The 12,769-nt window shown below is 63.3% G+C and carries 16 protein-coding genes; 12 read left to right on the forward strand and 4 right to left on the reverse strand.

Going from position 1 to position 12,769, the window contains the following annotated elements:
• Nucleotides 1-3: 3 nt before the first annotated feature.
• Together WFP36_RS10505 and cobS are read right to left on the reverse strand one after the other, a co-directional pair.
• Entirely contained in the window at nucleotides 4-2,181 is a 2,178-nt protein-coding gene (locus WFP36_RS10505) for a transglycosylase domain-containing protein (protein ID WP_336980294.1), read from the reverse strand.
• Nucleotides 2,182-2,262: 81 nt separating this feature from the next.
• Nucleotides 2,263-3,255 (reverse strand): cobaltochelatase subunit CobS, encoded by a 993-nt coding sequence (cobS, locus tag WFP36_RS10510; protein ID WP_336980296.1) that lies wholly within the window; start codon nucleotides 3,253-3,255, stop codon nucleotides 2,263-2,265.
• An 89-nt stretch (nucleotides 3,256-3,344) separates the two neighbouring features.
• Between cobS and WFP36_RS10515 the strand changes: the two genes are divergently transcribed.
• Nucleotides 3,345-3,986, forward strand: a complete 642-nt coding sequence (locus WFP36_RS10515) for a glutathione S-transferase family protein (RefSeq protein WP_336980297.1) — start codon at nucleotides 3,345-3,347, stop codon at nucleotides 3,984-3,986.
• Between the two features lie 120 nt (nucleotides 3,987-4,106).
• Here WFP36_RS10515 and WFP36_RS10520 read toward each other — a convergent pair whose 3' ends face one another.
• Nucleotides 4,107-4,814, reverse strand: a complete 708-nt coding sequence (locus WFP36_RS10520) for a winged helix-turn-helix transcriptional regulator (protein ID WP_336980298.1) — start codon at nucleotides 4,812-4,814, stop codon at nucleotides 4,107-4,109.
• A 69-nt stretch (nucleotides 4,815-4,883) separates the two neighbouring features.
• Here WFP36_RS10520 and WFP36_RS10525 point away from each other — a divergent pair, with 69 nt between their 5' ends.
• Genes WFP36_RS10525 through WFP36_RS10565 form a run of 9 tightly spaced genes read left to right on the forward strand, consistent with a single transcriptional unit; the run spans nucleotide 4,884 to nucleotide 9,830 of the window.
• On the forward strand, nucleotides 4,884-5,297 hold the full coding sequence (locus WFP36_RS10525; protein ID WP_336980300.1) for a VOC family protein: 414 nt from the start codon (nucleotides 4,884-4,886) through the stop codon (nucleotides 5,295-5,297).
• A 26-nt stretch (nucleotides 5,298-5,323) separates the two neighbouring features.
• Nucleotides 5,324-5,719 carry a DoxX family protein gene (locus tag WFP36_RS10530; protein WP_336980301.1) on the forward strand — a complete coding sequence of 132 codons (396 nt, stop codon included), beginning with the start codon at nucleotides 5,324-5,326 and terminating at the stop codon, nucleotides 5,717-5,719.
• 3 nt (nucleotides 5,720-5,722) lie between these two features.
• Complete coding sequence (locus WFP36_RS10535) at nucleotides 5,723-6,391, forward strand: glutathione S-transferase family protein (RefSeq protein ID WP_336980302.1); 669 nt, start codon at nucleotides 5,723-5,725, stop codon at nucleotides 6,389-6,391.
• A gap of 3 nt (nucleotides 6,392-6,394) precedes the next feature.
• On the forward strand, nucleotides 6,395-6,754 hold the full coding sequence (locus WFP36_RS10540) for a DUF1428 domain-containing protein (protein ID WP_336980304.1): 360 nt from the start codon (nucleotides 6,395-6,397) through the stop codon (nucleotides 6,752-6,754).
• Nucleotides 6,751-7,548 (forward strand): VOC family protein, encoded by a 798-nt coding sequence (locus WFP36_RS10545; RefSeq protein WP_336980305.1) that lies wholly within the window; start codon nucleotides 6,751-6,753, stop codon nucleotides 7,546-7,548. The genes WFP36_RS10540 and WFP36_RS10545 overlap by 4 nt, the downstream gene beginning before the upstream one ends.
• Nucleotides 7,548-8,027, forward strand: coding sequence for a VOC family protein (locus WFP36_RS10550; RefSeq protein WP_336980307.1), 480 nt, complete (start codon nucleotides 7,548-7,550; stop codon nucleotides 8,025-8,027). The genes WFP36_RS10545 and WFP36_RS10550 overlap by 1 nt, the downstream gene beginning before the upstream one ends.
• A gap of 5 nt (nucleotides 8,028-8,032) precedes the next feature.
• Nucleotides 8,033-8,680 carry a glutathione S-transferase family protein gene (locus tag WFP36_RS10555; protein WP_336980309.1) on the forward strand — a complete coding sequence of 216 codons (648 nt, stop codon included), beginning with the start codon at nucleotides 8,033-8,035 and terminating at the stop codon, nucleotides 8,678-8,680.
• A gap of 26 nt (nucleotides 8,681-8,706) precedes the next feature.
• Nucleotides 8,707-9,153: an SRPBCC domain-containing protein gene (locus WFP36_RS10560; RefSeq protein ID WP_336980311.1), complete on the forward strand. Its 447-nt coding sequence runs from the start codon at nucleotides 8,707-8,709 to the stop codon at nucleotides 9,151-9,153.
• A 53-nt stretch (nucleotides 9,154-9,206) separates the two neighbouring features.
• Nucleotides 9,207-9,830, forward strand: coding sequence for a glutathione S-transferase family protein (locus WFP36_RS10565; protein WP_336980313.1), 624 nt, complete (start codon nucleotides 9,207-9,209; stop codon nucleotides 9,828-9,830).
• A 1,075-nt stretch (nucleotides 9,831-10,905) separates the two neighbouring features.
• Here the strand turns inward: WFP36_RS10565 and WFP36_RS10570 are convergent.
• Nucleotides 10,906-11,532, reverse strand: a complete 627-nt coding sequence (locus WFP36_RS10570; RefSeq protein WP_336980315.1) for a J domain-containing protein — start codon at nucleotides 11,530-11,532, stop codon at nucleotides 10,906-10,908.
• Nucleotides 11,533-11,583: 51 nt separating this feature from the next.
• Between WFP36_RS10570 and WFP36_RS10575 the strand changes: the two genes are divergently transcribed.
• Together WFP36_RS10575 and WFP36_RS10580 are read left to right on the forward strand one after the other, a co-directional pair.
• The gene (locus WFP36_RS10575; RefSeq protein WP_336980317.1) at nucleotides 11,584-11,862 is read left to right on the forward strand and encodes a BolA family protein; all 279 of its coding nucleotides are present in this window, start codon (nucleotides 11,584-11,586) and stop codon (nucleotides 11,860-11,862) included.
• Nucleotides 11,859-12,752 carry a pirin family protein gene (locus WFP36_RS10580; RefSeq protein ID WP_336980319.1) on the forward strand — a complete coding sequence of 298 codons (894 nt, stop codon included), beginning with the start codon at nucleotides 11,859-11,861 and terminating at the stop codon, nucleotides 12,750-12,752. The genes WFP36_RS10575 and WFP36_RS10580 overlap by 4 nt, the downstream gene beginning before the upstream one ends.
• Nucleotides 12,753-12,769: the final 17 nt, after the last annotated feature.

Here is a 12,769-nt window from a genome sequence, read left to right on the forward strand (position 1 = left end):
CCGCTAGGGCGATGGCGAGGGTGACGGCGAACTTCTTGGCGGGCTGCTGCCCGGCGTCACTGTCAGTCCGTTATTGTTGAGCCGCACATCCACCGGTGTGCCGCCCACTTGCGTGGAAAGCACAGCCTCGCCCTGCTGCACCCGCAAATTCGTGCCATCCGTGCCGATGGGAATATCGGCGGCATCCGGCACGTCGAGCGGCTGGATCGGGCCGGACGGATCGGGCTGCGGCGTCGCCTTGCGCTTTGCAGGCACCACCTTCGGGCCGAGCGCCTGGCTCATGAAGTCCTTCCAGATGCGCGCAGGCAGCCCGCCGCCATGAATACCGGCGAGCGGGGTGTTGTCGTCATTGCCGACCCACACGCCCACCACCAGATCGCCGGCATAGCCCACGAACAGCGCGTCGCGATTGTCCTGGCTGGTGCCGGTCTTGCCAAAATTGGCCACGTTCAGCATGGCCGCACGGCCGGTGCCGCGATTGACCGCAGCGCGCAGCATCTCCTCGATCCCCTCATGCTCGCGCGAGGAAAGGCTTTGCTGCGAATTCCACAGCCAGTCGAACCAGCCGGGCTCTTCAGCCTTCACCGCACGCGGCTTTACCGGAAAGGCATTACCCGCCACGCCGGCATAGGCGGAGGTCAGTTCCAGCAAGGTCATGCTGGAGGTCCCCAGCGCCAGACTGGGATCACCCTCTGCCAGCGGCGAGGTGACGCCGAAATCGCGTGCCGTCTCGATCACTTTCTCGCCGCCCACTTGCCCGAACAGACGCACGGCGGCGACATTGCTGGAACGCGCGAAGGCGTCTTTCAGCGTGATGCTGTCCGAATAGTTCCCGCTGGCATTGGCCGGGCGATAAGAACCGGTCTCGAAGGCCGAATTGTCGATCGTATCGTCAGGCGACATGCCATCGCGCAAGGCGGCGAGATAGACGAACAGCTTGAAAGTTGAACCCGGCTGGCGCCGCGCCTGAGTGGCGCGGTTGAAGGGGGAATCCTCGTAATCCTTGCCCCCGATCATGGCGACCACTTCGCCATTGGGCCGCATCGCCACCAGCGCCACCTGCGCCTTGCCCAGCCCCGCCCGGCTCACGGCACGGCGCGCGGCAGCCTGCAGCCGGGAATCGAGCGTGGTGGTGATCGTCTGCCCACCATAGCCAGCCTCGGTGAGCTTGCGCGCCTCGGGCAGCGCCCAGTCGGCGAAATAGGTGCCGGTCGGCAGATCATCGCCCCCGTCGCGCACATCGAGGCGCGGGGAACGCATGGCCTTGGCCTCTGCCTGCGTGAGATACCCTGCCTCCACCATGGTCTGGAGGACCACGCGCATGCGTTCTTCGGCGAGCTTGTAGTTCTTGGTCGGCGCATAGCGCGAGGGCGCCTGCAGCAGCCCGGCCAGCATGGCGGCCTGTTCGGGCTTCAGCTTTTCCGGCTGGCGGTGGAAATAGTGCAACGAGGCTGCGCGCAACCCGTACACATTGTCGCCAAAATAGGCGTTGGAGAGATAGCGCTCCAGGATTTCGTCCTTGGTCAGCCACGCCTCCAGCCAGAAGGCGATCAGGGCCTCGCGCGCCTTGCGGGTCAGGTTCTGCTCGGGCGTCAGGAACGTGAACTTGGCGAGCTGCTGAGTGATCGTGCTGCCGCCCTGCGTGCGGCCGGTGGTCAGATTGCCCCACGCCGCGCGAGCGATACCGCGCGGATCGACGCCCCAATGATTGTAGAAACGCCGATCCTCAATGGCGATGAAGGCCTGCGGCACGTGAGGCGGCAGGTCCGCCACCTTGACCGGCTTGTCCACCACCGCGCCATTGCGGGCAATGGGGGTGCCATCCGCCGCCAGCAGGGTGAGTTCGGGTGGCGCGATGGGCTGGAGCGACTTGGACAAAGGCGCCGTCACCATCAGCCAGCCGATCGTCAGCAGGAACAGGATGAAGAAGGCCGCGATGCCGCGCCTGATCCACCACCAGCGCGTGCGGGGCGCCTTTTGGAGAACGGCCCCGCCTTCGAGCGGCACCCCGCCCACGCCCAGCGCGCCGGGTGCGAAATCGTCGTCATCCCCATCCAGCCCGTAGAGCGGGGAATGCGGCATGTCCTCGTAATAGATATGCTGCACCGGACGCGGCTCGCGCGACCAGGGCCAGCGCCACCAGCGCCGCTTCACGCCCGGCTTACGGGAAAGCAGTTCCATCGGGCTGCTGTATTAACGAAACAACACAGCCTTGGCGAGCGGATTTGCACGAATGCCCTCAGCCGGCTGCGGCGGGCAGGCTTACGCCTTGCCCACCACGCTTTCCGGCAGATCGACGCCAAAGACGCGCTGGTAATATTCTGCCACCAGCATCCGTTCCGCCTCGTCGCACTTGTTGAGGAAGCTCAGGCGGAAGGCGAAGCCGACATCGTTGAAGATCGCGGCATTCTGCGCCCAGGTGATGACGGTGCGCGGGCTCATCACGGTGGAGATGTCGCCATTGATGAAGCCCTGGCGGGTCAGCCCGGCCACGCGGATCATCCTGGCGATCACGTCCTTGTCCATGTCCGGGTTCTTGGCCGAGACGATGTCCAGCTCTGTGCCTTCCGGCAGGTAGTTCAGCGCCACCACGATGTTCCAGCGGTCCATCTGGCCTTGGTTGATCGCCTGCGTGCCGTGATAGAGGCCGCTCGTATCGCCAAGGCCCACGGTGTTGGCCGTAGCAAACAGGCGGAAATAGGGGTTCGGGCGGATCACGCGGTTCTGGTCAAGCAGCGTCAGCTTGCCTTCGGTTTCCAGCACGCGCTGGATCACGAACATTACGTCGGGCCGGCCGGCGTCATATTCGTCGAACACCAGCGCCACGGGGTGCTGAAGTGCCCAGGGCAGCAGACCTTCGCGAAATTCGGTAACCTGCAATCCATCGCGCAGCACGATCGCGTCACGCCCGATCAGGTCGATACGGCTGATATGCGCGTCAAGGTTGATGCGGATGCACGGCCAGTTGAGGCGAGCCGCAACCTGTTCGATGTGAGTCGACTTGCCGGTGCCGTGATAGCCCTGCACCATCACGCGGCGGTTATAGGCAAAGCCCGCCAGGATCGCGAGAGTGGTATCCGGATCGAACACATAGGTGTCGTCACGATCGGGCACGCGCTCATCCGCCTCGCTGAAGGCGGGGCAGGTCATGTCCGTATCGATCCCGAAGACTTCGCGCACGCTGATGACCGTATCGGGTTCGGCGAGGCGGGTGGTTCCGGTGGGCTCTGAGTGCTTGTTCGTCATCTCGTTCATCGCGCCGGATCGACTAGACGGGCGCGCGCGCCGCTGCAACAAGCAATCCCCGCAAATGGCCAGATTCGGCCTTACGGGAGAGTGCATTCATGAAGATTTTCGGATTTCCCCTCTCGCCCTTCGTCCGCAAGGTGCTGGTGGCCACCAAGGAAAAGGGAATCGACGCGGAACTGATCCCGTCCAATCCCAACCAGCCCGATGAGGCGTTCCTGCAGGCCAGCCCCTTCCGCAAGATTCCCGCGATTCAGGACGGCGATTTCCGCCTGGCCGATTCGACCGCGATCGTCGCCTATCTGGACGCCAAATATCCCGACGCTCCGCTGCTCCCCGCCGAGCCGCAGACGCGCGGCAAGGCCGTGTGGTTCGACGAAGTGGCCGATACGATCCTGATCCCGGCGGGCGCGCCCATCGTGGTCAACCGGTTCCTCTATCCCAAGATCTTCGGCAAGGAAGGCGACGAGGCCGCAGCCGTGGCAGCGGAAGAAGCGATCCTGAAGCCGCTCGACTATCTGGAAGGCGTGCTGGGTAATGGCGGCTGGCTGGCCGGCGAATTTTCCGTGGGCGACATTGCAGTCGCATCTTCGGTCAAGACGCTGGGCTACACCGGCTGGCACCTCGACAATTCGCGCCATCCCGCGCTGGTCGACTGGTATGACCGCGTGAGCGCCCGCCACGCCTGGCAGGCTGCGGCCGAGCAGGAAGCAGCGGTATTCGCCTCGCTGGGCGGCTGATCCGCTTTATCCTTCGTCATTGCGAGCGAAGCGACACAATCCAGGGCCTTGCGCGCAACGCTCTGGATTGCGTCGCCACCTTCGGCACCTCGCAATGACGAATGGCCGAGTGAGAACGATCTACTGAGCGGGCGCCCCGATTTTCGGCGGCAGGGAGAACAACGCGACATAGCGTTTAGCCAGTTCCCTATCGCCTTCCACGACCAGCCCGGCTTCCGCCTCAAGCACTTCCATCGGTATTTTCGGATAAAGCAGCGCGGCCACCGCCATGGCATCCGGCGCGCGTAAAATCGCCTGTGCAGCGGAAGGGTCGGCACGGCGGATCGGCAATTGGCCGTCCTTCAATTCGGCGAGGAAAGTCTCCCCCGCTACATCGAAGCCGACTACGGCGTCGAACGCCTTCGCCCCTTCCCTGTCCAGCATCGTCCGCATCGAGATCATCAGCGACACGGCGGAAAGCGGCAGCATGGGATCGTGCAGCACCGATCGCGCAGCCCAGCGGCCCAGTTCCTGGATCGCGGGCTCGATCGTGTAACCCCATTCGGTCAGTTCGTAGATCTGGGCCGAAGCCGGTGGCGGCAGCTGGCGCTTTTCCAGCACCCCCGCCATCTCCAGCCCGGCCAGCCGCTCCGTCAGTACCTTGGCGCTGATACCGGGCAGAACCCGGCGCAAATCCGAAAAGCGTCGCCCGCCCAGCAGCAATTCCCGCACGATCAGCAGCGACCAGCGTTCACCCACCACTTCCATGGCGAAAGCAGTGCCGCACGCATCGCCATACCACCTGCCGTGGCCCTCGTGCGACGAATTGGTTTCCTTTAGTGACTTCATAGTTGCTTTTAGTAACTCATCAGGTGATGCTTGCGCAACAATGATTCGCCAAAGGGGAGAAGTGCAGTCATGAGCAAGATGATTTTCGTGAACCTGCCGGTGACGGACCTGCAAAGGTCGATGGCGTTCTATGAAGCGCTGGGCTTTGCCAACAACCCGCAGTTCACTGATGAGAACGCCGCCTGCATGGTCTGGTCCGAGGCGATCTTCGTCATGCTCCTCAGCCATGGCCACTGGCGCAAGTTCACTCAGCGCCCCTTCCCCGCCGCAGGCGCAAGCGAAGTGATGCTGGCCGTCAATCTCGACAGCACGGACGAAGTGAACCGCCTGGTTGACCTCTCCGGCGCGCAGGGCGGCACGGCCGACGTCAATCCGAAACAGGACCATGGCTTCATGGTCTCCCGCAGTTTTGCCGACCCTGACGGCCATGTGTGGGAGGCCTTCTGGATGGATCCGGCGGCGATGGGCGGCGGCGAGAGCTGAGCCATTACTTTGGGGGAGGACATGCAATGACTGCAAGACAGATGACCATGGCGGGCTGGGTGCTGACCGGGCTGTTCGCCCTGTTCATGCTCGGGGCGTCCATCGCGCCCAAGCTGCTGGGGATGGACGTGGCGGCCCAGATGCTGGCCGATCTTGGCTGGCCGCCGGGCTACGTGCTGCTGATCGGCGGGTTCGAACTCGCCTTCGTGCTGCTTTACCTCATCCCCCGCACCAGCGTGCTGGGCGCGGTACTGATTACGGCGCTGATCGGCGGAGCGATGGCCACCCATATGCGCGTGGGCAGCCCGCTGTTCAGCCACACGCTGTTCGGCATCTACCTCAGCCTGTTCATGTGGGGCGGGCTGTGGCTGCGCCTGCCGGAACTGCGCGCCTTGTTCCCCTTCGCTTCAAGGAAGGCCTGAACCATGAACGATTGCCCTACCCTGACCGCGTTCGACTGGGTTCCCGATTTCGCCCGCGGACTTGTGCGCGATCTGCGCGTGCGTTGGGCGCTGGAGGAAATCGGGCGCCCTTACGAAACGCAGCTTTACGGCGCGATGGCACCTCGTCCGGACGATTATCTGGCCTGGCAGCCATTCGACCAGGTTCCCGCCTTCGCGGATAAAGGCCTGAAATTCTTCGAAAGCGGCGCGATCCTGCTTTATCTCGGCGAACAGGACGAGCGCTTGCTGCCCGCTGCGCCGCAGGCCCGCTGGAACGCCATTTCCTGGCTTTTCGCCGCGCTCAACAGTGTCGAGCCCCACATCGGCAGACTGGTAAGCTACGACGTGTTCCACGCTGACAAGGACTGGGCAAAGGAAGCGCGCCAGCCCTGCGCCGCACTGGTCGAACGCAAGCTGATGCGGGTTTCGGACGCGCTGGGCGACAAGGACTGGCTGGCCGGCACCTTCTCCGTGGCGGACATCGCAATGGCGACTGTGTTCAGCAATCTGCGTCACACCGGGATGATCGACACTTATCCCAAACTGGCCCGCTATCTGGAACGAGCCTTCGCCCGGCCTGCCTATGCGCGCGCGCTGGACGCCCAGCTTGCGGATTTTTCCGACACACCCCCGCAAATGCAAGGAGCCTGAGCCATGCATATCGAAGGTTTCGTGATCCCGGTGCCCGACGCGAAGAAGCAAGCCTATCTCGAAATGGCCGAATGGTTCGATGCGGCCATGATGGAGCTTGGCGCGCTCCAGATTGTCGAAGCTTGGGAAAAGGACGTGCCCGACGGCAAGCGCACCGATTTCCGCAAGGCCGTGCAGGCAGAGGCGGGCGAGAAGGTCGTGTTCTCCTGGATTGTCTGGCCGGACAAGCAGACCGCCGAAGCCGCCCACGAGCGAATCCATGAAGACGAGAAGTTCAAGGCGTTGACCGACGTGCCGTTCGACGGCCGCCGCATGATCTTCGGATCGTTCGAGCCGCTACTGAGCCTGGGGAACGGAGCATGAGCGGCGGCCCGATCTGGTATGAGCTGATGACGCCGGATGCCTCCGCCGTCGCTCCGTTCTACAACGCCATCACCGGCTGGACCATTCCGGCAAGCGGCAATTCCATGCCCAACGGCGCGGAATACCGCATGATCGGCCGGCCCGATGGCGGCAACGCAGGCGGCTTGCTGACCCTGTCCCCCGCGATGATCGAAGGCGGAGCGCGGCCCATGTGGCTGCCCTACTTCCATAGCGCAGACATGGACGCAGCGCTGGCAAAGGCCGCGGAAATGGGCGCGCAGCTGTGGATGGATCAGACAGTGCCCGGCACCGGCCGCATGGCCATGCTGGCCGATCCGCAGGGCGCCCCCTTCTACATCATGGACCCGACCCCGCCGCCGGGCATGCCGGATGCGAAAAGCGATGTGTTCGATGCAGCAAAGCCCGGCCATTGCCGCTGGATGCAGCTCGACACTACCGACGCGCCCGCTGCCAATTCCTTCTACACGACCCTGTTCGACTGGAAGACGGACCAGACCATGCCGATGGGCCCGGCGGGCGATTATCGCTTCATCGAATTCGAGGGCGTTCAGATCGGCGCCTTCAATCCGATGATCGCCGAAGGGGCCACCCCTGCCTGGCTGCTGTTCTTCGGCGTGGAGGATATCGACGACGCCAGGGCAGCAGCACAGGCACAGGGTGGCGCGGTGACGCAGGACATCCATCAAGTCCCTTCGGGCGACTTCATCTTCATGGCCCGCGACCCGGCAGGAACGGCAGTCGCCTTTGTCGGCCCGCGCAAGGGAGAGCAGTGATGAGCAAGCAAGCCTATGTCTGCCTGTGGTTCGACCATACGGCGGAAGATGCCGCGCGTTTCTATGCCGAGACGATGCCCGGCGGCTGCCTTGGCAAAGTTCACCGCGCCTCGGTGGACAATCCCTCCACCAAAGCGGGCGACGTGCTGATGGTGGAATTCACTGTGGGCGGCATTCCCTGCCTCGGCCTCAATGGCGGCCCCGCCTTCCGGCAATCCGAAGCCTTTTCCTTCCAGATTCCCACGGACACCCAGGAAGAGACCGACCGTTTGTGGAACGCCATCACTGCCAACGGCGGTTCTGAAAGCATGTGCGGCTGGTGCAAGGACAAGTGGGGCGTATCGTGGCAGATCACCCCGCGCGTGCTGATGGACGCATTGTCTCACCCTGACGAAGCCGCCCGTGTGCGCGCCTTTCAGGCCATGATGAACATGAAGAAGATCGACATCGCGGCCATAGAGGCCGCCATAAAAGGCTGACAATCATGCTCGCACTCTATGGCCACCCTTTCTCTTCCTACACCTGGAAGGGGCTGATCCCGCTTTATGCCACCGGGGCCGAATTCGAATTCCGCGAAGTGGGGCCGGACAATCCGGACCACAGCGATTTCGTCGCCCGCTCGCACCCTGCGGGCAAGTTCCCGGTGCTGGTGGACGGCAATGCCACGGTGATCGAGGCGACGGCCATCGTGGAGCATCTGGCGCTGAAGTTTCCCGGCTCCGGCCTGATCCCCGCCGACCCGGCGGAAGCGGCCACCGCCCGCATGCTCGACCGGGTGTTCGACAATTACGTGATGGGCAATGGCCAGCGCGTGGTCAGCGCCTATCTCGCGAACATGGAGGCGCCCGATCCGGCGGAGGTCGAGGCGGGCAAGCAGGGCCTGCGCCGCGCCTATCGCTGGCTCGAACGATGGCTGGAGGGGAACGCCCTGCCCGCCCATGTCTCGCTGGTCAGCTGCGCTGCCGCGCCGTCGCTGTTCTATGGCGACTGGATCGAGCCGATCCCGGCCGACGCGCCGCGCCTTGCGGCCCTGCGTGCCGAATTGCTCGCCCTGCCGGAAGTCAGCCGCTGCGTGGAGGATGCCCGACCCTTCCGCCCATGGTTCCCGCCCGGCGCGCCCGACCGCGACTGACCGAAACCGAGAGAGGAAACCCCAACATGTCCAACGAACTCAAGGTCACCTGCTTCATCGCCGCCCCACCCGCGAAGGTGTGGGACGTGCTTGCCAACCGCATGGAGGAATGGTGGTGCCCCAAGCCGTGGCGCGTGGAGATCGACCAGCAGGATCGCCGCGCTGGCGGGCGCTGCGCCATGACCATGTATGGCCCCAATGGCGAAGTCATGCCCAATGAAGGCATTTTCCTCGCCTGGGACGAAGGCCGCCGCTTCGTCAGCACCGATGCCTTCACTGGCGAGGATTTCGATCCCGCAGGCCCCTTCATGGTCGGCTTCTGGGAAATCGAGCCCGAAGGCGACGGCACGCGCTACACCGCCCGCGCCAAGCATTGGAGCGAGGAAGCGCGCAAGAACCACGAGGAAATGGGCTTCATTCCGGGCTGGACCGCGGTGGCCGAGCAATTGAAGGAACTGTGCGAACAGGCTTGACTTTTTGCCATTTGTTCCATATATGTTCCAATGCTGCGGCGGGAGATTCGGGCATGGCTGACTTCACCTTTTTCACTAACCCCATGTCGCGCGGGCAGATGGCCCGCTGGGCCCTGCATGAGGCTGGGGCGAGCTATGACGAAGTGATAGTGGAGTGGAACGCCAAGCCCGCCGAACTGCTCGCGGTAAACCCGCTCGGCAAGGTTCCGACCGTGATCCATCACACGCCGAATGGGGACCGGGTGATTTCCGAGGCTGCCGCAATCTGCGCCTATCTCGCTGCCGGGGACCTTGCGCCCCGGGAAGAAGAGCGCGCGGATTATTTTCGCTGGCTGTTCTTCGTGGCTGGTCCGATCGAACAGGGCGTTACTGCACGCCATTACGGCTACGAACCGAAAGAGGCGCGCGAGCGTATCTCGGTTGGCTGGGGCGATATCGACGCAGCACTCGCGATGCTGGAAGGCCATCTAGCCACATGCGATTTCGTCTGCGGCAAGCGTTTCACCATGGCGGATGTCTACGTCGGCAGTCAGGTCGAGTGGGGCATGATGTTCGGGACTTTCCCGGAAAGGCCTGCCTTCACTGCCTATGTCGAACGGTTCCGCGCGCGTGACGCTTATAAGGCGGCAAAGGCAATCGACTACGCCCAGATTGCCGAACGACAGGCGCAGGGCTGACCCTTGTGCTCCCCCTCCTCTGAAGAGGAGGGAGGCAGAGGGCGTGGACAAATTTCAGCGTAAGCTTCCATAACTGCTTTTCAGAATTTTGGCCGAGAAGCTGTCGTTCCGAATACGATGACATTGCGGACATTTGGCGGCACGCTAGTCTACAAACATGGTCAAGCTAGTTCACCGCGTCCGTCAAATGATAGATAGAGAGTGGGCCCGGGTAGGCTGGGCTGGAATGCCGACGTTTCAGCACCAACTTATCGCATCGGCTCCCTTGGTGGCAGGTCTGGCCCTGGCAACTCTCGCGGAGCGTTATTCTTACCCGGCGGGCGCAATCATCGTCGTGGCAGGCATCTTACTCTACATCGCAATCATTACCTGGATACATCTACGTCGCATGGCTGGGGTGGGCTCATTCTCGACCGCGCGATCGGAGCGCTTCCTCAAGAGGGCGCGGCGACAAAGGGACAAGGCCTCGACAAAGTCCCCTTCGCCCGATGAGCCCACAAAGGGCAGTTGACCACCCCAAGGCTGCCAAATGCCGCCATTCCGAATACGACTACATTGCGGATGTTTTCAGGATCGTCATGCTGAACTTGTTTCAGCATCCATCCATCCTCACGAACCGCCGTGCGATCCGGAGAAATGGATCCTGAAACAAGTTCAGGATGACGGGTTAGGATGGTCCGCTTCCCACAACACTCCCGCCCAAAGCGGACTTTCCGGACACGACGCATCGCGGACATCCCCTACCTCCGCTCGTCCTGAGCTTGTCGAAGGACACGCGCCAGCGCTTGCCCAACAAGTGGATACGGGGCTGACGGTTTCCCGTGTCCTTCGACAAGCTCAGGACGAGCGGGCGTGGTGGCTGGGATAAGGATTCTACTCACCTACCTTCGTCATTCCCGCGAAGGCGGCAATCCAGATCAACGGTTGCCACTGGATTCCCGCCTTCGCGGGAACGACGAATTGGGGACTGGCAGTTCCCCACCCCGCTCCTGTCATTCAGGCCGCAGGCTGTACTCCCAGATATCAGACGCTCAATTCAGGTCCGAATTTGTCCACGCCGCCTAGACAAGCAGCGTCACGCCAGAGCGCTCGACTTCCTCAATATTTGATAGGCTTCCACCACCCTGCCCAGCCGCGCTTCCTGGCTACGATCGCCGCCATTGCGATCCGGGTGATATTTCCGCACCAGTTGTGAGTAACGCTTGCGCAGGTCCGCGCGGTCCGTATCCGGCTCCAGCCCCATCACGCCCAGCGCCTCGCGTTCGCGCGGAGTGAAGCGGGCCTTTGCCTGATCTTCGGCATGGCGCCCGGCGGCGCGGCGGCGAATATCCGCCGCTCGCATACCGATGGCTTCCAGCGGATCGTCGAAATCGGCCCAGCGCGGCACGGCGCCCACGCCGCCATCGGGTTGAAAGGCGCGGCTTTCCCGCCGCCAGCCGGCTACGGGGTGCTGCGCTTCAAGGATTTCCTCGGCGCTCATTCCCTCGAACCAGTCATAGCCGGAATTGAATTCGCGAACATGGTCCAGGCAGAACCAGCGCCATTGGCCAGGCCCGTCGAAACCCGAGGGGCGCGATCCCGGCGCACGGAATTCACCTGAGTCATCGCAACCCGGCGCCTCGCATTGGCGCCCCTGTGCTTCGTACCGCCCTTTGAATCTGTCGTGCTTCGTATCCTTCACATCTTTAGGATGGGCATTCATGGCCTATAAGGGAACCCCCTTTCACAGATGAAATCCAGCACAGGAGAATTCATGGCCGGCCCGCTTCAGCGCGAAATGGAACACCTGTTGGAGGCAGCATTCAGCCCGCTCCGACTGGAAGTCATCAACGATTCCGCCCGTCATCACGGCCACGCGGGCGACGACGGCAGCGGCGAATCTCACTTCACGGTGGTGATCGAAAGCGCGGCCTTCAGCGGCAAATCCCGCGTAGAATGCCAGCGCATGGTTAACCGCGCATTGGGTGACATTCCGGGCGAACGCGTCCATGCCCTGGCAATCAAGGCCAGCGCACCAGAGGACGCTTCATGAATGTGATCGACACCATCACGCCGATCTCCCACGATCTGGGCGATTTCGAGGTCCGCCGCGTGCTCCCCGCCAAGGAACGGCGCATGGTGGGGCCCTTCATCTTCGTCGACCAGTTCGGCCCCGCGCAGCTGGACATCGGCCGGGCAATGGATGTGCGGCCACACCCGCATATCAACCTCGCCACGGTCACCTGGCTGTTCGACGGCGAATATGCCGGCGCGATCGAACATCGCGACAGCCTGGGCAGCCATTCGATCATCCGGCCGGGGCAAGTGAACCTGATGACCGCCGGCAGCGGCATCGTCCATTCCGAGCGCAGCCCTGTGTCGGAGCGCGAGGCCGGCCCTCGCCTCTATGGCATGCAGACCTGGCTCGCCCTGCCCGATGGCAGGGAGGAGATTGCTCCTTCCTTCGAAGCGGTCAGCGAATTGCCGCTGATCGAAGACCAGTGCGTTACTGCCCGCGTCATCATGGGCGAGTTGTGGGGCGAGAGGGCGCCCACCACCACCTATGCCGAAACCATCTATGCCGAGATCCTCCTCGGCCCCAGTGGCGCGATCCCGATCGAGGCCGATGCGGATGAGCGCGCGGTGATGCTGGTGGGCGGCGAGGCCACTCTGGATGGCAAGCCGCTCAAGCTCTACGAACTGGCCGTGCTGCGCCCCGGCGCGGAAATGGTGCTCGATTCCCGCTCCGGCGGGCGGGTGATGCTGCTGGGCGGGGAAGCCTTCAGCACGAAGCGTCACGTGTGGTGGAACTTCGTAAGTTCCCGCCGCGAACGGATCGAGCAGGCAAAGCAGGACTGGAAGGAAGGCCGCTTCCCCAAGGTTCCGGGCGACGAGGTGGAATTCATCCCCCTGCCCGAACAGCCCCTGACGCGCAGCGAGTGAGACAGTGGCGGGGGAGG

It is taken from the genome of Fulverythrobacter fulvus (assembly GCF_037154085.1).
Taxonomy (GTDB): domain Bacteria; phylum Pseudomonadota; class Alphaproteobacteria; order Sphingomonadales; family Sphingomonadaceae; genus Andeanibacterium; species Andeanibacterium fulvum.